Origin of the sequence: Streptomyces poonensis (genome assembly GCF_014650915.1) — a bacterium.
Classification (GTDB): Bacteria; Actinomycetota; Actinomycetes; order Streptomycetales; family Streptomycetaceae; genus Streptomyces; species Streptomyces poonensis.
On sequence record NZ_BMVW01000015.1, the window covers coordinates 206,560 to 226,725 of the forward strand.

The window sequence follows — 20,166 nt, forward strand, 5'->3', positions numbered from 1 at the left end:
CGCCCCTCTACGCCAATTCGCCAACCGGGACCCGTCATGGCACTCCGGTTCACTGAGGTGTGGATTCCCCGGTGACCGGCCCGTCATGCCGGACGGTCTCCCTCGATCATACGGCGCGTCGCGCCAGATCGGGGGGCCTGTGGCGTACTCCATCTGCGGACGAGCCCCTGATCAGGGCGTCGCCCGGGGAGACACTCAGGCTTCGGCCGTCCCTCGCGCCTCACCCAGCACATGGAGCTGTGTGGCCACGGAGTGGAACGCGGGCAGCTCGGCCGCCGCGGCCTCCAGCTTCAGCAGCGCCTCCATGGCTCCCGGCTCGGTGTCCACGAGCACACCGGGGACCAGGTCCGCGAAGACCCGTACGCCGTGCACGGCGGCGACCGTCAGGCCCGCGTCCCCGACGAGGGCGGTGAGCTGCTCGGCGGTGAAGCGGTGCGGGACGGGGTCGCCCTCGCCCCAGCGTCCGTCCGGGTCGTCGAGCGCCCGCCTGGCCTCCTTGAAGTGACCGGCGAGGGCCCGTGCCAGCACGGCTCCGCCCAGGCCCGCGGCGAGCACGCTGAGGACGCCGCCGGGGCGCAGCGCGGCGACCGCGTTGCCGAGGCCCTCGGCGGGGTCGTCCACGTACTCCAGGACTCCGTGGCACAGCACCACGTCGTAACCGCCGCGCTCGACGACATCGAAGAGGCCGTGCGCGTCGCCCTGGACACCTCGTACCCGGTCGGCGACGCCGGCCTCGGCGGCGCGGCGCTCCAGCGCGAAGAGGGCGTTGGGGCTGGGGTCGACGACCGTGACGCGGTGGCCGAGCCCGGCCACAGGCACCGCGAAGTTGCCGCTGCCGCCTCCGGTGTCCAGCACATCGAGGACTCCCTGGCCACCGTGTGCCTCGTGCCCCGCGGCTTTGGCCCGGCGGTCGAGGGCGTCCTTCAGGACCTCCCAGACCACGGCGGTACGGAGAGAAGCGCGGGGTCGCAGGTCCGACACGGCAGTTGACTCCTCGGCACGGCACCGCCTGCTGTGCGGCGGAGCGATGGGCGGCTTGCCTCCGCCCGCGCCGGGTGGCCGCGGCGGAGCGTACGGCGCTCCCCACCCTAATGGGAAGTCAGAGGAGGCCCGCATCCCCGCCACCACCTAGCGTGCCTCCGGCGCCGCTCAGCCCGCGTGCGGCACGTCCGGGGCGTCCGGCACATCCGGGTCTCCGTCCCGCCGGGACCGGGGCAGGACGGGCTGGAGGACCAGCATGCGCTCGACGATGCGGAGGAACATCTCCACGTCGCGTATGAGGTCGTCGGCGTCGCGGGCGCTCGCGGCGTTCCGGATGCCGGCCTCGGCGCGGGCGCGGCGGGGGGCGCCGGAGGCGAATAAGGCGCTCCACTCGGTGAGTTCGGGCGCGATCTCGGGGAGCACTTCCCAGGCGCTCCTGATGCGGGCCCGGCGCCGGGGGCCGGTCTCCGGCCGGCCGCGCGCGGCGAGCACGGCGGCGGCGGTGCGCAGTGCGGCGAGGTGGGCCGTGGCGTACCGCTCGTTGGGCGCTTCCAGCCCGGCCGCCTCGTCGAGGCCGGCGCGGGCCTGGGCGAGCAGATCGAGGGCGGCGGGCGGAGCCGTGGCCCGGCGGAGCACGGGGTGCACGTCGCTCGCCGGGCCGGTCAGTGAGGGGGCAGGGCCGGTGGCACGGCGCCGGCCTGCGGCGCGGGCGTGGTGGCTGGCCATGACGAACCTCCTGTCGTCTGCGTGACGGCACGCCCCTGACGAAGGTGCCGTATGTGCCCATCGTGAGGTATGGCACTGACAATCCGTTCTGACCTGGACTTTTGCCTCGCTCACAGGTACGGAGTAGTTTTTGAACTGACCAGTCAGTGCAAAAGTGGGGGCCCGGCCGGGCCGGCGCTCCCGATCAGGGCAGCGAGGGGTACATGGACGAGCCTCAACGGCCCCACGGCGACACCGCAGGGGCCGAGGGCGTGGCCGTCGAGGCCGAGGGCCTCGGGCTGAAGGGGCCGCGTGGCTGGGCCTTCCGGGGAGTCGGGTTCCACGCGGCGGCCGGCGCGCTCGTCGCGATCGAGGGCCCCTCGGGGTCGGGCCGGACCTGTCTGCTGCTGGCGCTCACCGGCCGGATGAGGTTCTCGGAGGGGCACGCCGAGGTCGGGCCGCACCGGCTGCCCCGGCACATGGCGGCCGTCCGCCGGATCGGCGCGCTCGCCCACGTCCCCGGCGTCACCGATCTGGACCCGGCCCTGACCGTCGGCGAGCACCTGCGGGAACGGGCGCTGCTGGAGCGGCGGTTCGGCGGCTCCGTGCGCGGCTCGCTGCGCGGGCTGCTGCGGCCCCGGGCCGGCGTGACCGCTGAGGCGACGCCGCGCGTCGAGGGCGCGCTGGCCGCTGCCGGACTCGCCCCGGAGACGCTGCCCAAGGGGTCCCGTACCGCCGTACGCGATCTCGAACGGCTGGAGGCGCTGCGGCTGTCCGTGGCGCTCGCGCTGATCGGCCGGCCCCGTCTCCTCGGCGTGGACGACGTCGCCCTGAAGCTCTCCGACGCCGAACGGAGCGAGGCGTGGGCCCTGTTGGGGTCCCTTGCCGCGGCCGGGACCACGGTGCTGGCGGTGTGCAGCGAGGCCCCCGAGGGGGCGGTCCGCGTCCGGACCTCCGACGCCCACGAGGAACCGGCCCCCACGAACGACGACAGCGAGGAGACGGCGGATGCGCTCGCCGAGGCTGGCCGCGCTTGAGCTCAGGCGGTTCGGCAGGGGAAGGCTCCCGCGCGCGGCGCTGGCCTCGCTCCTGCTGCTGCCGCTGCTGTACGGCGCCCTGTACCTGTGGTCCTTCTGGGACCCGTACGGCCGTCTGGACCGCGTGCCCGTGGCGCTGGTGAACGACGACAAGGGGACGACGGCGGACGGGGAGAGGCTCACCGCGGGCGACGACATCGCCGAGCGGCTGCGGGACAGCGACGTGTTCGACTGGCACGAGGTGAGCGCCGAGGAGGCGCGCGCGGGTGTCGAGGACGGCACCTACTACCTGTCGCTGACCATGCCCGCCGGCTTCAGCGAGCGGATCGCGTCCAGTTCCGGCGACTCGCCCGAGACGGGCGCCCTCCAGGTGCGGACGAACGACGCGAACAACTACATCGTCGGGCAGCTCTCCCGGACGGTGTTCGCGGAGGTGCGCACGGCCGCGTCCACGAAGGCGTCGCGGACGTTCCTGGACCGGATCTTCATCTCGTTCTCCGACCTCCACGACGAGACGCAGAAGGCCGCCGAGGGGGCCGACGACCTCAAGGGCGGGATCGGGAAGGCCGAGCAGGGCTCCCAGGACCTCGCGGACGGGCTCGCGGACGCCAAGGAGGGCAGCGGCGACCTGGCGGGCGGCCTGAAGAGGCTCGACAGCGGCGCCGGAGACCTGGAGCAGGGCTCGGCGCAGGTCGCGGCGGGCACCCGGACGCTCGCCGAGAAGGTCGGCGGCGCGGCGGACCAGGTGCGGCCCTTCCTGGAGAAGAACGGCAGGACGATCGCGGACACGGCGAACCTGGTGGCCGACTCCGCGGGCGTGATCCGCGACCACCTGGACGCGTTCGTGAAGGCCGCCCCGGCAGCGGCGAGCGGCACCCGTACGGCCTCCGAGGCGCTCGACGACGTGTACGGCAGGCGCTGTGCGGAGCAGCCCGTGCCCGACCCGGCCTGCGACGACCTGAAGAAGGCCAAGGAGGCGGCGGCCGACGCGGCGACGCTCGCCGCGGACGTCGACACGGTGGTGCGGGACCACGGCGGGGACATGCGGGCCCTCGACCAGGACCTGGTGACCCTCCAGCGGCAGGCCAGGGCCCTCGCCGAGGCGGCGCCCCACCTCTCCGACGACCTCGACGACGCGGTCGCCAAGATCGACGCGCTCGACGAGGGCGCCGCACGCGTCGCCGAGGGCGCGAAGACGCTGCACACCGGCCTCGGCACGGCCGAGGAGGGCGCGATGGACCTCGACACGGGCGTCGGCGAGCTGAAGGCGGGCGCGGCGGACCTCAAGGGGGGCCTGTACAAGCTGGTCGACGGCTCCGGGAAACTCGCGGGCGGACTGCACGACGGCGCCGACAAGATTCCCGACTACGGCGAGGACGACCGCGACCGGCGCACCGAGGTGATGGCCGACCCGGTCCGGCTGGCCTCCAGTGACCTGCACAAGGCGCCCAACTACGGCACCGGCTTCGCCCCGTACTTCATCCCGCTGTCCCTCTGGGTGGGCGCGATGGTGGCGTACATGCTGATCCCACCGCTCAACCGGCGCGCGCTCGCGGCGGGCGCCTCCGCGTGGCGGATCGCGCTGGCGGGCTGGCTGCCGGTGGCCGCCCTGGGGACGCTGCAGGTGGCGGCCCTGATGTCGGTGCTCCATTGGGCGCTGGGTCTGGAGATGGCGCGGGCGGCCGGGACGGTGGGTTTCCTGTTCCTGGTGACGGCGTGCTTCGCGGCGATCGTGCAGTGGCTCAACGCGCGCTTCGGGGCGGCGGGCCGGATCCTCGTCCTGGCGTTCCTGATGCTTCAGCTGACGTCCGCGGGCGGCACGTATCCCGTGCAGACCAGTCCGGGCTTCTTCAACGCCGTCCACCCCTTCCTGCCCATGAGTCACGTCGTCGAGGCCCTCCGGCGGCTCATCACGGGCGGCGGTCTCGGCCCGGTCTGGCAGGCGTGCGCCGTGCTGGCGGCCTTCACCGCGGGCGCCCTCGCGCTGACCGCCCTGGCCGCCCGCCGCAAGCAGGTGTGGACCCTCGACCGACTGCACCCGGAACTGAGCCTGTGACCGCGCGGGCGCCGTCTGCTGTGAGAATCGACGCCATGGAAAGCAGCACGGCCACGTCAGGGGGCGGCAGCAGCCGTCGCGAGGCGACCCGGCAGAAGCTCTACGAAGCTGCCGTCACCCTCATCGCCGAACAAGGGTTCTCCGCCACCACGGTGGACGAGATCGCCGAGCGCGCGGGGGTGGCCAAGGGCACCGTCTACTACAACTTCGCGAGCAAGTCGGTCCTCTTCGAGGAACTGCTCCGGCACGGAGTGGGCCTCCTCACCGCCTCCCTCCGGGAGGCGGCCGAGCGCACCGCCGGCGAGGGCGGCAGCAGGGTCGACGCCCTGGACGCGATGATCCGGGCCGGACTCGTGTTCATCGACCGCTATCCGGCCTTCACCCAGCTGTACGTGGCGGAGCTGTGGCGCACCAACCGGGCCTGGCAGTCCACGCTGCTGGTGGTGCGCCAGGAGGCGGTCGCGGTCGTCGAGGACGTGCTGCGGGAGGGCATCGCCAGCGGTGAGCTGAGCGAGGAACTCGACATCCCGCTGACCGCGGCGGCACTGGTGGGCATGGTGCTGGTGGCCGCCCTGGACTGGCAGGCGTTCCAGCCGGAGCGTTCGCTGGACGAGGTGCACGCGGCGCTGTCCCGGCTGCTGCAGGGGCGGGTGAGCGGCGGCCGTTAGCGCGCGGGCCGCGGGGCCGTGCTGACGGCCGGGACCCATGACGAAGCGCCGGTCCGCTGTGGCCACGTCCCCCGCGAGCCACCCCGGACCGGCGCTTTCGCCGTACTCCCCCGTTCCCCCGTTCCCCCGTGTCCCCCGCGCTCCCCCGTGTGGTCTCCCCCGGAACTCCCCCGTGCCTCGCTTCCGCCGGCTGTGGGGCTCGGCGGAAGGAGCGGCCAAGGGCGCGCGCACCGTTCCGCCGCCCCGTGCCGGCGGTGCCGGAGCCGCGCCCCTTTCCGTGCCTCCACTCTCTCGTTCGCGCAGGTCGGGACCCATCCGCGCGCGTACTCATCTCATCGAATAGGTACGGATACTCAGACCTGCGTGCTCACCCCCAGAACACACCGTCACCGACTGGTGACGTTCGCGTCCGTATCCGAACTCATCCGCCCGTCCCGTACTCCCGGGCCTCCGGCCGGGCTGTCGGTGGCGGCCGATAAAGTCGCCCGCATGGCACGGATTGCGGTGATCGGCGCCGGGATGGGCGCGATGGCGGCCGCCGCCCGGCTGGCCGTCGCGGGCCACCGGGTGGTGGTGTACGAGCGGACGGAGACGTACGGCGGGGCGGTGGGCCGCTTCGAGCGGGACGGCTTCGCCTTCGACACCGGCCCCGGTCTGCTGCCGCTGCCCGCCGTCTACCGCGACCTGTTCATCAAGACCGGCAAGGAGCCGCTGGAGGAGTGCGTCGAGCTGGTCCGGGTGGACCCGGCCGCGCGGCACGTCTTCCCGGACGGCACGGACGTCCTCCTGCCGAACGCCTCGCGCGCGGGCGCGGTCGGCGCACTGAACACGGCACTCGGATCGGGCGCGGGCGACCGGTGGGGCGACTTCCTGGTACGGGCCCGCGAGGCCTGGGACCGGACACGGCGGCCGCTGCTGGAGGAGCCCCTGTGGGCCGACTGGCAGGTGCTCGGCGAGCGCGAGCCGTACCCGGCGGTGCCCCACAGGCGGCTGCTGCGCACCCGGCGGGCGAGCACGCTCGCCGAGATCGGCGCGTACGAGCTGCGCGATGCGCGTCTCACGGCCCTCCTGGAGAGCCACGCGCTGGCGTACGGCCTGGATCCGCGGACCGCTCCGGCGAGCGCGGCCGTGCTGCCGTACATGGACCACGCCTTCGGCACCTGGTACGTGCGCGGCGGGATGCGGGAGCTGGCGCGGGCCCTGTACGAACGGTGCCGGGCGCGCCGGGTGGAGTTCGTGTTCGGCGCCGAGGTCGTCCGGATCGTCGAGAAGGACGGGCGGGCCGCCGGGCTGGAGTTGGCCGACCGTACGGTCGCTGAGGCGGATCACGTGGTCGCCGCTGTGGCCCCCGCGCGCGTGGCCGGTCTGACGGAGCGTCCGCTCCAGGAGGACGGCGACGTACGGCCCGGGCGCCGGCCGGCGCTCGCCGGGCGGTTCACCGTGCTGCTGGCCCTGCGCGGCGGGCCGGAGGCCGGTGCGGCGCACCGCACGGTCGTGCACGCTCCCGACCGCGCCGCGGAGCTGGACTTCCTGAGCGGCCGGGCCGGCGCCGGCGACCCGGCACGCCCCACGGTGACCGTGCTGCGCCCGGACGACCCGGCCCTGCGGCCGGACGACGGGCACGAGTCGGTGGTGGTGTCGGCGGCGGCCCCGCTCACGGCCGGCCGGGAGGCCGCCGGCACGGCGGAGCGGTTCGCGGAACTCCTCGTCACCGCCGCGGAGTCAGCCGTTCCCGGGCTGCGGGAGCGCCTCCTGTGGCGCGAGGTGCGCACCCCCGCCCACACCGCGCGCGAGACGGGTGCCGAGGACGGCTCCGTGTCGCCGCCCGCGCTCGCCGCGGCCGAGGGCCGCTTCCTGCTGCCGGGCAACACCACCCGCCTCCCCGGGCTCTACCTGGCCGGCGGCTGGGCGCACCCGGGCGGCGGCCTGCCGCACGCGGGCATGTCGGGCGCGCTGGTCGCGGGGCTGATCGTGGAGGGACCGGACTTCCGCGGCTCTCAGTGAGCCATCGGCACCGATGACCCGTGGGCGCCGGTCGGTACCTCGGCACCGGTCTGTCCGGCAGTACCGGCAGTACCGGCAGTACCGGCCGACCCGTCAGTACCGGTACTGCTGCCCGTCGTATCCGTGGCCGGTCCCGTGCCCGTCGCCCTGGTACGGGTACGGCTGCTCCGCCGGGAGCTCGGCGCCGAACGGGTCATCGGTGGTCCGCTGCTGCGGCACCCACACCCCGCCGGGCGGTGTCTCGCCGTACCCGCCGGCGGCGTACTGGTCCTGGCCGTACCCCTGCTGCCCGTACGCCTGCTGGCCGCCGTAGCCGGTGCCGTACGCGCCGCCGTCGTAGCCCTGGTTCCCGACGTACGGATCGGAGTAGGCGGCGTACTGCTGCTGGTGCTGGTCCTGGCCCTGGTCGTAGCCGTACTGCTGCTGGTCGTAGCCGGAGTAGCCGTCGTACGGGAAGGACTGGTCCGGGGACTGGCCGACCGTGGCGTAGGACGCGTCGGGGGCGGCGGCGTACGCGGGGTCGCTGTACACGCCGTAGCTGCCGGTCTCGTCCGGCAGGGGCTGCGGCGAGTACACCGCGGTGGCATCGACGTCGGACGGGTCGGTCCGCTGGGGGGCGAACACGTCGTCGTCCCCGTCGAATGCCTCTCGCTCCCCGTAGGGGTCGGCCACGCCGGTCTCCTCCAGGCCGGAGACCTCCAGCGTGGGTTCCTGGCGCTCCGGCTCGCCGCGGCGGCGCTTGCTGCCGGAGCCTTCGTCGCGCGAGCGGTGGTTGATGGCCCAGCCGGTGGAGAAACCGCGGCGGAAGGACAGCGTCACATAGGTCTGCCCGACCGCGAAGGCGACGGCTCCCAGCGCGATGACCAGCACGGAGGGGATCAGGACGCCGAGGACGACGCCGAGGAAGCCGACGAAGGCGAGCAGCCGCCAGCGCAACCGCGCCTTGTACTGCAGCAGCACCTCGCCGAGCAGCCACAGCGCGACGATGCCGAATGCGATGTAGAGGACCGTCCAGCCCATGTACGCCCCTCTCCCTGCGGCCGTGGCCGCTTGTCCCTCGTCGTACGCGGTCCAGGCGTCTAGGTCTGCTGTGGGTGGTGCAGACCTAGATTCTCGTAGATCTCGAGCGTCGCGGTGGAGTTGTTGAGCGTGATGAAGTGCAGTCCGGGGACACCCTCGTCCAGCAGCCTCGCGCAGAACTCTGTCGCGAACTCGATGCCAATGGAGCGTACAGCGGCAGGATCGTCTTTTGCTGTGAGGATCCGCTCTTTCAAGGAGTCCGGGAAGGCGGCGGTGCTGAGCTGGGGCAACCGCTCCAGCATCTTCACACTCGTCACAGGCATCACTTCCGGGATCACCGGGGTCGTGCAGCCCGCCACGTCGACGGCGTCGCGCAGCCGCAGGTACGGCTCGGGGTGGAAGAACATCTGGGTGATCGCGTAGTCGGCACCGGCACGGCACTTGTCGACGAAGTGCGTGACGTCGGTGTCCCAGTCCGTGGAGCGCGGGTGCATCTCCGGGAAGGCGGCGACGCCCACGCAGAAGTCGCCGGACTCCTTGATCAGCCGGACGAGCTCGGCCGCGTACGTCAGCCCCTGCGGGTGCGGCACCCACGCGCCCATGGGGTCGCCGGGCGGGTCGCCGCGGACCGCGAGCATGTTGCGGATCCCGGCGTCGGCGTACTGGCCGATGATGTTGCGCAGCTCGGCGACGGAATGGTTCACCGCGGTGAGGTGGGCGACCGGGGTCAGCGTGGTGTCGGCGACGATCTGCTGGGTCTCCTTGACCGTGCCCGCGCGCGTGGAGCCGCCCGCCCCGTAGGTCACGGAGACGAAGTCGGGGGCGACCGCCTCGACTCTCCTGAGGGCGTTCCAGAGGTTCCGCTCACCCTTGGGCGTCTTCGGCGCCGAGAACTCGAACGAGTACGTCGTCCTGCCGGACGTGAGCATGTCGCGCACGGTGCGCGCGCGATCCGTCCTGGTGGAGGCGGTTCCTAGGGCCATACGGGCAGGTTAGCCACGCCAGGGCGACACCCCAACCAGAGCCAGACCTTTTGTCCGATTTGCCGGTTCACTGTCCATCCCTCGGACAGAAGGACGCGCCTCACACTCCTCAGAGGACGCGCCTCAGAGGGCACGCAGGCGCTTCGCGAACTCCGCGGCGGCCGCCCCCGGGTCGTCGGCCTCCGTGATCGCCCGTACGACGACGACGCGGCGGGCGCCCGCCTCCAGCACCTGGTCGAGGTTGGCGAGGTCGATGCCGCCGATGGCGAACCACGGGCGGTCGGTGCCCAGGGAGGCCGTGTACCGGACCAGGTCCAGGCCGGGGGCCGGACGGCCGGGCTTGGTGGGAGTGGGCCAGCAGGGGCCGGTGCAGAAGTAGTCCACACCCTCCTGGACGGCGGCCGCGTCGGCCTCCGCCTCGGCGTGGGTGGAGCGGCCGATCAGCACCTCGTCGCCGAGGATCGCGCGGGCGGCGGGGACGGGCAGGTCACCCTGGCCGAGGTGCAGGACGTCCGCGCCGATGGCGTGGGCCACGTCCGCGCGGTCGTTGACGGCCAGGAGCCTGCCGTGGCGGCGGCAGGCATCGGCGAACACCTGGAGGTGCTCGAGTTCCTCGGCGGCCTCCATGCCCTTGTCACGCAGCTGCACGATGTCCACGCCGCCGGCCAGGACCGCGTCCAGGAACTCCGGCAGGTCGCCCTGGCGCGTACGGGCGTCCGTGCACAGGTACAGGCGGGCGTCGGCGAGCTGCTGTCGCGCGGAGTCGGGCATGGTGGTGCTCCCCCCATGTCAGTGGCGTACGGGCGGGACCGGGCCGTCCCGTGGCCCGGTCCCGCCCGTACGCCGGACGGTGAATGATCAGGTTCAGACGGCGAGCGCCTGGGCGCGGCGCTTGACCTCAGTGCCGCGATTCTCGCTCAGGGCCTGGGCCGGGGTGCCGGGCAGGCTGTCGTCGGGGGTGAAGAGCCACTCCAGCATCTCTTCGTCCGTGAAGCCGTCGTCCCTCAGGAGCGTCAAGGTGCCCGCCAGGCCCTTGACGACCTTGTCCCCGTCGATGAAGGCGGCGGGGACGTGCAGCGCGCGGTTCTCACCCCGGCGTACGGCGATGAGCTGGCCCTCCTTGACCAGCTGCCGGACACGGGTCACCTCGACGTCGAGGTGCTCGGCGATGTCGGGCAGGGTCAGCCACGCGGGGACGAGAACATCGATCTTTGCGTCAATCTCGGTCACGGAACCAGCCTGCCATGCCCCTGGCCGGGGTGACAGCCGCGCACCCCCGGGCGCGCTCCTACAGCGTGGCCGTCTTCAGGGGCCTCGACGGATCCGCCAGCAGGGCCGCGTCCATCGGGGTGCCGGCCTCGACGAGACGGCGGCCCTGGGCGAGGTCGCGGGGGCGGCCCACCGCCAGGAGAGCGACGAGGCGGTTCTCGCGGAGCCAGCAGACGGTCCAGGCCGCACCCGCCGGGTCGCCGCGCCACACCGTGGCGTCGGCCGCCTCGTGGTGCCCGGCGTACTGCACGAAGCGGCCGAACTGCTCCGACCAGAAGTACGGGACCGGGTCGTACGCCACAGGGGTCTCGCCGATGATGTCGGCCGCGACCGTACGGGGGCCCTGGAGGGCGTTGTCCCAGTGGTGGATCAGCAGGCGCTCGCCGTACCGGCCCGAGGGGAAGGATGCGCAGTCGCCCACCGCGTACACATCGGGCACCGAGGTGCGCAGACGGTCGTCGGCCACCACCTCGCGGTGGCAGCCGAGCTCGATCCCCGAGCCCTCCAGCCAGGCCGTCGCCGGACGCGCGCCGATCCCCACCACGACCGCGCCGGCCGGCACCCGTGAGCCGTCGTCCAGGACCACCGCCCCGGACTCGACGTGCCGCACGCGCGCGTGGGTGCGCAGGGTGACCCCGCCGTCCGCGTACCAGCCGGCCATCGGCGCCGCCACCTCGGCGGGCAGGGCGCCCGCGAGCGGGCGGTCCGCGGCCTCGACGACCGTGACCGCGCAGCCCGCCTCGCGCGCGGCCGTCGCGAACTCCGCGCCGATCCAGCCCGCCCCCACCACGACGACGTCGTGCTGCCGGGCCAGCACGGGCCGCAGCCGCTCCGCGTCGTCCAGGGTGCGCAGCAGATGCACGCCGGGCACGCCCTCCGCGCCCGGCAGCCGGACCGGTTCCGCGCCGGTCGCGACGACCAGGACGCCGTACGGGACGGGGCCCTCGGCCGTGTCGAGTTCGTGGTCCTCGGGGCGTACACCCAGCACTTCTCGACCCAGTCGCAGCTCGATGCCGAGCGCGTCGAAGTCGATGTCGAAGGCGGAGCCCTCGGCCTTGCCGAGCAGGACGGCCTTGGACAGCGGCGGCCGGTCGTACGGCTGGTGGGGCTCGGCGCCGATCAGCGTCACACCGCCGGTGAACCCCTGTTCGCGCAGGGCGACGGCGGTCTGCACCCCGGCCATGCCCGCGCCCACCACGACGACCTGCCGCGCCGTCCGCCCCGGTGTCTGCGTCTGCTCGCTCACCTGATCACCTTAGACACCTGACACCCTGTCAGTCAGCGGCCACGGCCCGTGGCCTGTCCCACACCGCTCTCCGCGTCCCCGTCCGATGCCGGGAACCGGCCTTCGGACCGGCCTCCGGACGGGGGAGGCTCCCTTACGGGTCCGGAACGCCGCGGGCTAGGGTGGCCACGGTAGAACACTCGCGGGAGCCCGGACGCACCGGGCTGAGAGGGAGGCTGGCGGCCTCCGACCGTACGAACCTGATCCGGGTCATGCCGGCGAAGGGAGGGGCTGGACGCCCATGTCGCGTACACGCGCATCAGATGTCCTTGTGCTCGGAGGCGGGATCATCGGGCTGGTGACGGCCTGGCGGGCCGCGCAGCGCGGGCTCGCCACGGCCGTGGTGGACCCGGCGCCCGGCGGCGGAGCCGCGCAGGTGGCGGCCGGGATGCTGGCCGCCGTCACGGAACTGCACTACGGCGAGGAGACCCTGCTCGGGCTGAATCTGGAGTCCGCGCGCCGCTACCCCGCCTTCGCCGCCGAGCTCGGCGAGGCGGCGGGCCAGGACCTCGGCTACCGGCAGTGCGGCACCCTCGCGGTCGCGCTGGACGCCGACGACCGCGCCCACCTGCGGGAACTGCACGCCCTCCAGATCCGGTCCGGCCTGGAGTCGCAGTGGCTGAGCGGACGCGAGTGCCGCCGGCTGGAGCCGATGCTGGCACCGGGCGTGCGCGGCGGGCTGCGGGTCGACGGCGACCACCAGATAGACCCCAGGCGCCTCGCGAAGGCCCTCGTCACCGCCTGCGAGCGCGCCGGAGTGGTCTTCCACCGGGTGTGGGCCGAGGAGCTCACCGTCGTCCGGGGGCGGGCCGCCGGGGTGCGGGCCGCCGACGGCACCGAGCTCGCCGCCGGGCAGACCGTGCTCGCCGCGGGCAGCCTCAGCGGGCGGCTGGCGGGCATACCCGAGGAGGCCCTGCCGCCCGTACGGCCCGTGAAGGGGCAGGTGGTACGGCTGGCCGTGCCGCCGCGGTACGCGCCGTTCCTGAGCCGGACCGTGCGCGCCGTGGTCCGCGGCAGCCAGGTCTACCTGGTGCCGCGCGAGAACGGCGAACTCGTCGTCGGCGCGACCAGCGAGGAGCTCGGCTGGGACACCACGGTGACCGCGGGCGGGGTGTACGAGCTGCTGCGGGACGCGCACGAGCTGGTCCCCGGGATCACCGAGCTGCCGCTCACCGAGACGCGCGCGGGACTACGCCCCGGCTCCCCCGACAACGCGCCGCTGCTCGGCCCGACCGCCCTCGACGGCCTGGTCCTCGCCACCGGCCACTACCGCAACGGCGTGCTCCTGACCCCGGTCACCGGCGACGTCATGGCGCACGTCCTCACCACCGGCGGGCTCCCGGACGTGGCCCGCGACTTCACGCCCCGGCGCTTCGCCGGCACCGCACCGTCGGACACCGGGCTCGCCAAGGCCGCACGCCCGGACACCGCACTCTCGGAGCAGCCCGCATGAACATCTCGGTCAACGGCGAGCACCGGCAGATCGCCCCGGGCACCGCGCTGGACGCGCTGGTGAGCACCCTCACCACGGCGCCCTCCGGCATCGCCGCCGCCCTCAACGAAACCGTCGTCCCGCGCGCGCAGTGGTCGTCCACCTCCCTCTCCGAGGGGGACCGCGTCGAAGTCCTCACCGCAGTCCAAGGAGGCTGACCCATGGCCGACGATCCCTTCGTCCTCGGCGGTACGACCTACTCGTCTCGGCTGATCATGGGCACGGGCGGCGCGCCCAGCCTGGACACCCTGGAGCGCGCCCTGGTGGCGTCCGGCACGGAGCTGACGACGGTCGCGATGCGCCGCGTGGACCCGAGGTCCCACGGCTCGGTCCTGTCCGTGCTCGACAAGCTGGGCATCCGCCTGCTGCCCAACACCGCGGGCTGCTTCACCGCGGGCGAGGCCGTGCTGACCGCCCGCCTCGCGCGCGAGGCCCTCGGCACCGACCTGGTGAAGCTGGAGGTCATCGCCGACGAGCGCACCCTGCTGCCCGACCCGATCGAGCTGCTGGACGCCGCCGAGACCCTGGTCGACGACGGCTTCACGGTGCTGCCGTACACCAACGACGACCCGGTCCTCGCCCGGAAGCTGGAGGACGTGGGCTGCGCGGCGATCATGCCGCTCGGCTCGCCCATCGGATCGGGGCTGGGCATCCGCAACCCCCACAACTTCCAGCTGATCGTGGAGCACGCGCGCGTGCCGGTCATCCTCGACGCGGGCGCCGGTACGGCCTCCGACGTGGCGCTCGCGATGGAGCTGGGCTGCGCGGGCGTGATGCTCGCCTCGGCCGTGACCCGTGCCCAGGAGCCGGTGCTCATGGCGGAGGGCATGCGGCACGCGGTGGAGGCGGGCCGGCTCGCGTACCGTGCGGGGCGCATTCCTCGGCGCCGTTTCGCGGAGGCGTCGTCCCCGGCGGAGGGCCGCGCGCAGTTCGATCCCGAGCGCCCCGCGTTCTGACCGCGGGGCGGTCGCGCGTACCACACGGTTCCGCCGTCCGTCAGGGGTCCGCAGCCGTCGCGCAACGGTCACAGGTCTGCTTCATTCCGTCCCCCGGACCACGCGGCCCCCGGGGCCGACAGTGGCGGCTCGTACACTCACCTGCGTGGACACGACCCTTCAGGACCCGCTCGTCGGCCAGGTGCTCGACGGCCGCTACCGCGTCGACGCGCGGATCGCGGTCGGCGGCATGGCCACGGTCTACCGGGCCGTGGACACCCGCCTCGACCGCGTCCTCGCGCTCAAGGTGATGCACCCGACGCTGGCCGCCGACGGCATGTTCGTCGAGCGGTTCATCCGCGAGGCCAAGTCGGTGGCGCGGCTGGACCACCCGAACGTGGTCGGGGTCTACGACCAGGGCACGGACGGACGGTACGTCTACCTCGCGATGGAGTACGTCGCCGGGTGCACCCTGCGGGACGTGCTGCGCGAGCGCGGCGCCCTCCAGCCGCGGGCCGCGCTGGACATCCTGGAGCCGGTGCTCGCCGCGCTCGGCGCCGCGCACCGCGCCGGGTTCGTGCACCGGGACATGAAGCCGGAGAACGTCCTGATAGGGGACGACGGCCGGGTGAAGGTGGCCGACTTCGGGCTCGTACGGTCCGTGGACACGGTCACGAGCACGACGGGCGCGGTCCTCGGCACCGTCTCCTACCTCGCCCCCGAGCAGCTGGAGCACGGCACGGCGGACACCCGGGTCGACGTGTACGCGTGCGGGGTGGTCCTGTACGAGATGCTCACCGGCACCAAGCCGCACGCCGGGGACTCCCCCGCCCAGGTGCTCTACCAGGCGCTACACACGGACGTGCCGCCGCCGTCGGCCGCGGTGCCAGGGCTGGCGCCCGGACTGGACGAGCTGGTGGCGTCGGCGACCGCCCGCGATCCCGGGCTGCGCCCGCACGACGCCGTGGAGCTGCTCGCCCGCACGCGCCGGGCGCGGGCCGGTCTGAGCGACGAGCAGCTGGACGCGGTGCCCCCGCGGGCGACCTCCGCGGAGCACGACAACGCGGAGGACCGCACGAGCGTGATCCCGCGCGCGCTGACGGTGCCCCGGCCCGGGCCGGCGGACGACGGGCTGCACCGTACGAGCCTGCTGGAGACCCCGCCGGCCGCGTCCCGGCGGACCGGGAGGGCGCCCCGGCGCGGACTGCTCGCGACCGTCGCCGCGGTGCTGCTGGTGCTCGGCGTCGGGGCGGGCCTCTGGTACATCAACTCCGGCCAGTTCACGAAGGTCCCGGCGGTGCTGGACCAGCCGCAGGCCGACGCGCGCGAGCGGATCGAGGCCGCCGGGCTGGACGTCGGCGTCGAGCGCGCGTACAGCGACACCATCGACCGCGGCAACGTGATCAGCACCGACCCGGAACCGGGCGAGCGGATCCGCGACAACGGCACGGTGACACTGACGATCTCCCGGGGCCCCGAGACCGTGAAGGTGCCCGGCCTGGAGGGCGTCGGGCTGAACGAGGCGAAGGCGCGGCTGAAGAAGGCGGGTCTGGAGCCCGGCATGGTCACGCGCGCGTTCAGCGAGGACGTCCCGAAGGGCTCCGTGATCGCCACGAAGCCGGACGCGGGCACGGAGCGCCGGTCCGGCTCGGCGATCGCGCTGACCGTGAGCAAGGGCGCCCCGATCGAGGTGCCGGACGTGACGGACACCTCCGTGGAGGACGCCACCGAGCAGCTGGAGGACGCCGGTCTCGAGGTGCGGATCGCCGAGGGGCGCGTCCACTCCGAGTTCGACGAGGGCCAGGTCGCCGCGCAGTCCCCGGGCGAGGGCAAGGAGCTCGCCGAGGGCGACACGGTCACGCTGACGGTCTCCAAGGGCCCCGAGATGATCGAGGTCCCGGACGTCGTGGGCGACAGCGCGGACGAGGCCAAGGAGAAGCTCCAGGACGCGGGCTTCGAGGTGAAGGAGGACCGGGGGCTGCTCGGCTTCTTCAGCGACGAGGTGAAGAGCCAGTCGGTCGACGGCGGCGACACCGCGCCCAAGGGGTCGACGATCACCATCAAGATCGGCTGACCGGGGCCGGAGCACGGTGCCCGCGCATGTCACCCTTGAGGGGTGAGCAGCACGTACCTTCGCAACCCCGTCGGCGGCCATGTCCCCGTGGCCGGCGGCCTCCACTCCGTCGGCCTCTCCTACGCCCGCGAGCTGAAGGCGGAGACCGTCCAGGTCTTCGTGGCCAACCCGCGCGGCTGGGCGACGCCCCCGGGCAACCCGAAGCAGGACGAGGCGTTCCGCCAGGCCTGCGCGGACGAGGCGATCCCCGCGTACGTGCACGCGCCGTACCTGATCAACTTCGGTTCGCACACCGAGGCCACGGTCGAGCGGTCCGTCGACTCACTGCGGCACTCACTGCGCCGGGCCCGGGAGATCGGTGCCCTGGGCGTGGTCGTGCACACCGGGAGCGCCACCGGCGGACGGGAACGTTCCGTCGCGCTGGCGCAGGTCCGCGAGCACATGCTGCCGCTGCTGGACGAGCTGACGCACGACGACGACCCGTATCTGCTGCTGGAGTCGACCGCCGGCCAGGGCGCCTCCCTGTGCTCGCGCACCTGGGACTTCGGGCCGTACTTCGAGGCGCTCGACGCCCACCCGAAGCTGGGCGTCTGCCTGGACACCTGCCACATCTTCGCCGCGGGCCACGACCTGACCGGGCCCAGTGGCATGCACCAGACGCTCGACCTGCTGGCGGACACCGTCGGCGAGGGCCGGCTGAAGCTGATCCACGCCAATGACTCCAAGGACGTGGTGGGCGCCCACAAGGACCGGCACGAGAACATCGGCTCCGGCCACATCGGCGAGGACCCGTTCCGCGCCCTGATGACCCACCCCGCCACCGAGGGCGTGCCCCTGATCATCGAGACGCCCGGCGGGCAGGCGGGGCACGCGGCGGACGTGGAGCGACTGAAGAAGCTCAGGGACGACTGAGTCCCCGGTGTCCCCGGTGTCCCCGGTGTCCCCGGTGTCCTCGATGTCCCCGATGTGCGTACCCGGGGCTCAGAGCTCGGGGCCGTCCCCGGGCTCCTCCTGGTACGAGTACCGCTGTTCCCGCCAGGGGTCGCCGATGTTGTGGTAGCCCCGCTCCTCCCAGAAGCCGCGGCGGTCGGCGGTCATGTACTCCACGCCACGCACCCACTTGGGCCCCTTCCAGGCGTACAGGTGGGGAACGATCAGCCGGAGCGGGAAGCCGTGCTCGGCGGTGAGCAGTTCACCGTCCTTGTGGGTCGCGAAGATCGTGCACTCGGACGTGAAGTCGTCGAGGCGGAGGTTGGAGCTGAACCCGTACTCGGCCCAGACCATCACATGGGTGACGCCCTGCGCGGGCGGCGCGATGTCCAGGATCGTACGGGCCGGAATGCCGCCCCACTCGGCGCCCAGCATGCTGTACTTCGTCACGCAGTGCAGATCGGCCGTGACCGTGGCGTACGGCAGAGCGGTGAACTCCTCGTGGGTCCAGCTGTGCTTCTCGCCGTCCGCGGTGGCGCCGAAGACCCGGAAGTCCCAGCGCTCGGGGCGGAACTTGGGGACGGGTCCGTAGTGGGTGACCGGCCAGCCGCGCTGGAGCCGCTGCCCCGGCGGCAGCTCGGGCCGCGGCGTCGCGCCGTCCGAGGCGCGATCTCCAGATGTACGAGCTCCAGATTCGCGTTCCACCGGCTGACCCATATCTCCATCCTGACAGACACGGAACGGTGGAGATGACCCGGCCCACTGCGATTTCAGGATAAACCCGACTAAGCGGACTAAGCATGCACTTACTTACTAAGTATGCACTTACTGGACGGTCCTCCGTGGCGGTGCAAGGATGCGGCGCAACCCGCCACTCCCCCCTTCCGGAAGGAGCCGCAAGCGATGCAGGGCGACCCCGAGGTCCTCGAATTCCTCAACGAGCAGCTCACCGCCGAGCTGACGGCGATCAACCAGTACTTCCTGCACTCGAAGCTGCAGGACCACAAGGGCTGGACGAAGCTCGCCAAGTACACGCGCGACGAGTCCTTCGACGAGATGCGCCACGCCGAGCTGCTCACCGACCGCATCCTGCTCCTGGACGGCCTGCCCAACTACCAGCGGCTCTTCCACGTCCGCGTGGGACAGTCGGTGACGGAGATGTTCCAGGCCGATCGCGAGATCGAGGTGGAGGCGATCGACCGGCTGCGGCGCGGCGTGGAGGTGATGCGGAACAAGAACGACATCACGTCCGCGAACATCTTCGAGGCGATCCTCGCCGACGAGGAGCACCACATCGACTACCTCGACACCCAGCTGGAGCTGATCGAGAAGCTCGGCGAGGCGCTGTACATCTCGACGGTGATCGAGCAGTCCCAGCCCGACCCCTCAGGGCCCGGGACGCACGGCTTCCGCACTCCCTAGGCGCTAGGCGGCTTCGGGGAGCTCCGCCGCGAGAGGGGGCCGGCCCCTGTCGATCAGCTGCCGGCGAGGGCAGGCGCCGCGTCCCAGCAGCGCCTGGATGCGCCTGACGCAGCCGCCGCAGTCGGTGCCGGCCTTGCAGGCGGAGGCTATCTGCCGAGGCGTGCAGGCACCGGCTTCCGCATGCTGCTTCACCTGCTCCTCGGTCACGCCGAAACAGCTGCAGACGAACACGCGGTCCACCTCCCGACGGGGCTCCATGGTCGTGCCGTACCGAGGGAACCGAAGGCGATCGGCCAAGGGCCCGGACTGATCGGTGAGGCAAACCTAACCTTACCCGCCACTGAGGATGTGCAAAAGTGCAAAGGGGCGCGGATCGTGTGATCCGCGCCCCTTTGTCTCGGCCCTGAGCCCGCTGTGGGCCCTCTACTGGTCCCGGTACATCTCCGCGACCAGGAACGCCAGGTCCAGCGACTGGCTGCGGTTCAGCCGCGGGTCGCAGGCCGTCTCGTACCGCTGGTGCAGATCGTCCACGAAGATCTCGTCGCCGCCGCCCACGCACTCGGTGACGTCGTCGCCGGTCAGCTCCACATGGATGCCGCCCGGATGGGTGCCGAGCGCCTTGTGGACCTCGAAGAAGCCCTTGACCTCGTCGAGCACGTCGTCGAAGCGGCGGGTCTTGTGCCCGGAGGCCGCCTCGAAGGTGTTGCCGTGCATCGGGTCGGTCACCCAGGCGACCACCGCGCCGGACGCCGTGACCTTCTCCACCAGCTCGGGCAGCTTGTCGCGGACCTTGTCGGCGCCCATCCGGACGATGAAGGTCAGCCGGCCCGGCTCCCGCTCGGGGTCGAGGCGCTCGATGTACTGCAGCGCCTCCTCGGCCGTCGTCGTCGGGCCGAGCTTGATGCCGATCGGGTTGCGGATCTTCGAGGCGAACTCGATGTGCGCGTGGTCCAGCTGCCGGGTGCGCTCACCGATCCACACCATGTGGCCGGAGACGTCGTACAGCTGCCCGGTGCGTGAGTCCACGCGGGTCAGCGCCGACTCGTAGTCGAGCAGCAGCGCCTCGTGCGAGGCGTAGAACTCGACGGTCTTGAACTCCTCCGGGTCGGTGCCGCAGGCCCGCATGAAGTTCAGCGCGTTGTCGATCTCGCGCGCGAGCTGCTCGTAGCGCTGCCCGGACGGGGACGACCGCACGAAGTCCTGGTTCCAGGCGTGCACCTGGCGCAGGTCGGCGTAGCCGCCGGTGGTGAAGGCGCGCACCAGGTTCAGCGTCGAGGCGGACGCGTGGTACATCCGCTTCAGGCG

20 protein-coding genes and 1 riboswitch are annotated in these 20,166 nt (G+C 72.8%); of the genes, 10 read left to right on the forward strand and 10 right to left on the reverse strand.

Going from position 1 to position 20,166, the window contains the following annotated elements; genetic code table 11:
• Positions 1 to 195: 195 nt before the first annotated feature.
• Both IE242_RS29480 and IE242_RS29485 read right to left on the reverse strand, forming a co-directional pair.
• On the reverse strand, positions 196 to 981 hold the full coding sequence (locus IE242_RS29480; protein ID WP_189864605.1) for a methyltransferase: 786 nt from the start codon (positions 979 to 981) through the stop codon (positions 196 to 198).
• Between the two features lie 168 nt (positions 982 to 1,149).
• Positions 1,150 to 1,707 carry an SAV_6107 family HEPN domain-containing protein gene (locus tag IE242_RS29485; protein WP_189864607.1) on the reverse strand — a complete coding sequence of 186 codons (558 nt, stop codon included), beginning with the start codon at positions 1,705 to 1,707 and terminating at the stop codon, positions 1,150 to 1,152.
• Between the two features lie 203 nt (positions 1,708 to 1,910).
• Between IE242_RS29485 and IE242_RS29490 the strand changes: the two genes are divergently transcribed.
• The 4 genes from IE242_RS29490 to IE242_RS29505 all read left to right on the forward strand — a co-directional run bounded on the left by IE242_RS29490 (position 1,911) and on the right by IE242_RS29505 (position 7,451).
• The gene (locus IE242_RS29490; RefSeq protein ID WP_189864609.1) at positions 1,911 to 2,723 is read left to right on the forward strand and encodes an ATP-binding cassette domain-containing protein; all 813 of its coding nucleotides are present in this window, start codon (positions 1,911 to 1,913) and stop codon (positions 2,721 to 2,723) included.
• Complete coding sequence (locus IE242_RS29495; RefSeq protein ID WP_189864611.1) at positions 2,695 to 4,779, forward strand: YhgE/Pip family protein; 2,085 nt, start codon at positions 2,695 to 2,697, stop codon at positions 4,777 to 4,779. Before IE242_RS29490 ends, IE242_RS29495 begins: the two co-directional genes overlap by 29 nt.
• Before the next feature lie 35 nt (positions 4,780 to 4,814).
• A complete protein-coding gene (locus IE242_RS29500; protein ID WP_189864613.1) occupies positions 4,815 to 5,447 on the forward strand; it encodes a TetR/AcrR family transcriptional regulator in 633 nt (210 codons plus the stop codon).
• A 489-nt stretch (positions 5,448 to 5,936) separates the two neighbouring features.
• Complete coding sequence (locus tag IE242_RS29505) at positions 5,937 to 7,451, forward strand: phytoene desaturase family protein (RefSeq protein ID WP_189864615.1); 1,515 nt, start codon at positions 5,937 to 5,939, stop codon at positions 7,449 to 7,451.
• Positions 7,452 to 7,544: 93 nt separating this feature from the next.
• Here the strand turns inward: IE242_RS29505 and IE242_RS29510 are convergent, their stop codons facing one another.
• The 5 genes from IE242_RS29510 to IE242_RS29530 all read right to left on the reverse strand — a co-directional run bounded on the left by IE242_RS29510 (position 7,545) and on the right by IE242_RS29530 (position 11,969).
• Positions 7,545 to 8,471, reverse strand: a complete 927-nt coding sequence (locus IE242_RS29510; protein ID WP_189864617.1) for an SCO2102 family sporulation regulator — start codon at positions 8,469 to 8,471, stop codon at positions 7,545 to 7,547.
• Between the two features lie 59 nt (positions 8,472 to 8,530).
• On the reverse strand, positions 8,531 to 9,454 hold the full coding sequence (gene metF / locus IE242_RS29515; protein WP_189864620.1) for a methylenetetrahydrofolate reductase [NAD(P)H]: 924 nt from the start codon (positions 9,452 to 9,454) through the stop codon (positions 8,531 to 8,533).
• A 123-nt stretch (positions 9,455 to 9,577) separates the two neighbouring features.
• Positions 9,578 to 10,225: a thiamine phosphate synthase gene (gene thiE / locus IE242_RS29520; protein ID WP_189864622.1), complete on the reverse strand. Its 648-nt coding sequence runs from the start codon at positions 10,223 to 10,225 to the stop codon at positions 9,578 to 9,580.
• A 93-nt stretch (positions 10,226 to 10,318) separates the two neighbouring features.
• Positions 10,319 to 10,684, reverse strand: a complete 366-nt coding sequence (locus tag IE242_RS29525; RefSeq protein ID WP_189864624.1) for an Rv2175c family DNA-binding protein — start codon at positions 10,682 to 10,684, stop codon at positions 10,319 to 10,321.
• Between the two features lie 58 nt (positions 10,685 to 10,742).
• The gene (locus IE242_RS29530; protein ID WP_189864626.1) at positions 10,743 to 11,969 is read right to left on the reverse strand and encodes an NAD(P)/FAD-dependent oxidoreductase; all 1,227 of its coding nucleotides are present in this window, start codon (positions 11,967 to 11,969) and stop codon (positions 10,743 to 10,745) included.
• 171 nt (positions 11,970 to 12,140) lie between these two features.
• Positions 12,141 to 12,252, forward strand: a riboswitch (TPP riboswitch).
• Between IE242_RS29530 and thiO the strand changes: the two genes are divergently transcribed.
• The 5 genes from thiO to IE242_RS29555 all read left to right on the forward strand — a co-directional run bounded on the left by thiO (position 12,250) and on the right by IE242_RS29555 (position 17,421).
• Positions 12,250 to 13,461, forward strand: a complete 1,212-nt coding sequence (gene thiO / locus IE242_RS29535) for a glycine oxidase ThiO (protein ID WP_189864628.1) — start codon at positions 12,250 to 12,252, stop codon at positions 13,459 to 13,461. It overlaps the preceding riboswitch by 3 nt.
• Positions 13,458 to 13,658: a sulfur carrier protein ThiS gene (gene thiS, locus IE242_RS29540; protein ID WP_189864630.1), complete on the forward strand. Its 201-nt coding sequence runs from the start codon at positions 13,458 to 13,460 to the stop codon at positions 13,656 to 13,658. Before thiO ends, thiS begins: the two co-directional genes overlap by 4 nt.
• A 3-nt stretch (positions 13,659 to 13,661) precedes the next feature.
• Entirely contained in the window at positions 13,662 to 14,456 is a 795-nt protein-coding gene (locus IE242_RS29545) for a thiazole synthase (protein ID WP_189864632.1), read from the forward strand.
• Positions 14,457 to 14,601: 145 nt separating this feature from the next.
• A complete protein-coding gene (pknB, locus tag IE242_RS29550) occupies positions 14,602 to 16,509 on the forward strand; it encodes a Stk1 family PASTA domain-containing Ser/Thr kinase (protein ID WP_189864634.1) in 1,908 nt (635 codons plus the stop codon).
• A gap of 42 nt (positions 16,510 to 16,551) precedes the next feature.
• Positions 16,552 to 17,421 carry a deoxyribonuclease IV gene (locus IE242_RS29555; RefSeq protein WP_189864636.1) on the forward strand — a complete coding sequence of 290 codons (870 nt, stop codon included), beginning with the start codon at positions 16,552 to 16,554 and terminating at the stop codon, positions 17,419 to 17,421.
• A gap of 69 nt (positions 17,422 to 17,490) precedes the next feature.
• Here the strand turns inward: IE242_RS29555 and IE242_RS29560 are convergent, their stop codons facing one another.
• Positions 17,491 to 18,156 (reverse strand): sulfite oxidase-like oxidoreductase, encoded by a 666-nt coding sequence (locus IE242_RS29560; protein ID WP_189864638.1) that lies wholly within the window; start codon positions 18,154 to 18,156, stop codon positions 17,491 to 17,493.
• 186 nt (positions 18,157 to 18,342) lie between these two features.
• Here IE242_RS29560 and bfr point away from each other — a divergent pair, with 186 nt between their 5' ends.
• A complete protein-coding gene (bfr, locus tag IE242_RS29565; RefSeq protein WP_189864640.1) occupies positions 18,343 to 18,861 on the forward strand; it encodes a bacterioferritin in 519 nt (172 codons plus the stop codon).
• A 3-nt stretch (positions 18,862 to 18,864) separates the two neighbouring features.
• Here the strand turns inward: bfr and IE242_RS29570 are convergent, their stop codons facing one another.
• Both IE242_RS29570 and IE242_RS29575 read right to left on the reverse strand, forming a co-directional pair.
• Positions 18,865 to 19,119, reverse strand: a complete 255-nt coding sequence (locus tag IE242_RS29570; protein ID WP_189864642.1) for a (2Fe-2S)-binding protein — start codon at positions 19,117 to 19,119, stop codon at positions 18,865 to 18,867.
• A gap of 165 nt (positions 19,120 to 19,284) precedes the next feature.
• A partial coding sequence (locus IE242_RS29575; protein ID WP_189864644.1) for a 3-deoxy-7-phosphoheptulonate synthase occupies positions 19,285 to 20,166 on the reverse strand: 882 nt, incomplete at its 5' end.

Bases quoted from the DNA above. Each gene is read 5' to 3' on its own strand.
- IE242_RS29485 (WP_189864607.1), bottom strand. From the start codon at position 1,707: ATGGCCAGCCACCACGCCCGCGCCGCAGGCCGGCGCCGTGCCACCGGC.
- IE242_RS29490 (WP_189864609.1), top strand. From the start codon at position 1,911: ATGGACGAGCCTCAACGGCCCCACGGCGACACCGCAGGGGCCGAGGGC.
- IE242_RS29495 (WP_189864611.1), top strand. From the start codon at position 2,695: ATGCGCTCGCCGAGGCTGGCCGCGCTTGAGCTCAGGCGGTTCGGCAGG.
- IE242_RS29500 (WP_189864613.1), top strand. From the start codon at position 4,815: ATGGAAAGCAGCACGGCCACGTCAGGGGGCGGCAGCAGCCGTCGCGAG.
- IE242_RS29505 (WP_189864615.1), top strand. From the start codon at position 5,937: ATGGCACGGATTGCGGTGATCGGCGCCGGGATGGGCGCGATGGCGGCC.
- IE242_RS29510 (WP_189864617.1), bottom strand. From the start codon at position 8,471: ATGGGCTGGACGGTCCTCTACATCGCATTCGGCATCGTCGCGCTGTGG.
- metF (WP_189864620.1), bottom strand. From the start codon at position 9,454: ATGGCCCTAGGAACCGCCTCCACCAGGACGGATCGCGCGCGCACCGTG.
- thiE (WP_189864622.1), bottom strand. From the start codon at position 10,225: ATGCCCGACTCCGCGCGACAGCAGCTCGCCGACGCCCGCCTGTACCTG.
- thiO (WP_189864628.1), top strand. From the start codon at position 12,250: ATGTCGCGTACACGCGCATCAGATGTCCTTGTGCTCGGAGGCGGGATC.
- thiS (WP_189864630.1), top strand. From the start codon at position 13,458: ATGAACATCTCGGTCAACGGCGAGCACCGGCAGATCGCCCCGGGCACC.
- IE242_RS29545 (WP_189864632.1), top strand. From the start codon at position 13,662: ATGGCCGACGATCCCTTCGTCCTCGGCGGTACGACCTACTCGTCTCGG.
- IE242_RS29560 (WP_189864638.1), bottom strand. From the start codon at position 18,156: ATGGGTCAGCCGGTGGAACGCGAATCTGGAGCTCGTACATCTGGAGAT.
- bfr (WP_189864640.1), top strand. From the start codon at position 18,343: ATGCAGGGCGACCCCGAGGTCCTCGAATTCCTCAACGAGCAGCTCACC.
- IE242_RS29570 (WP_189864642.1), bottom strand. From the start codon at position 19,119: ATGGAGCCCCGTCGGGAGGTGGACCGCGTGTTCGTCTGCAGCTGTTTC.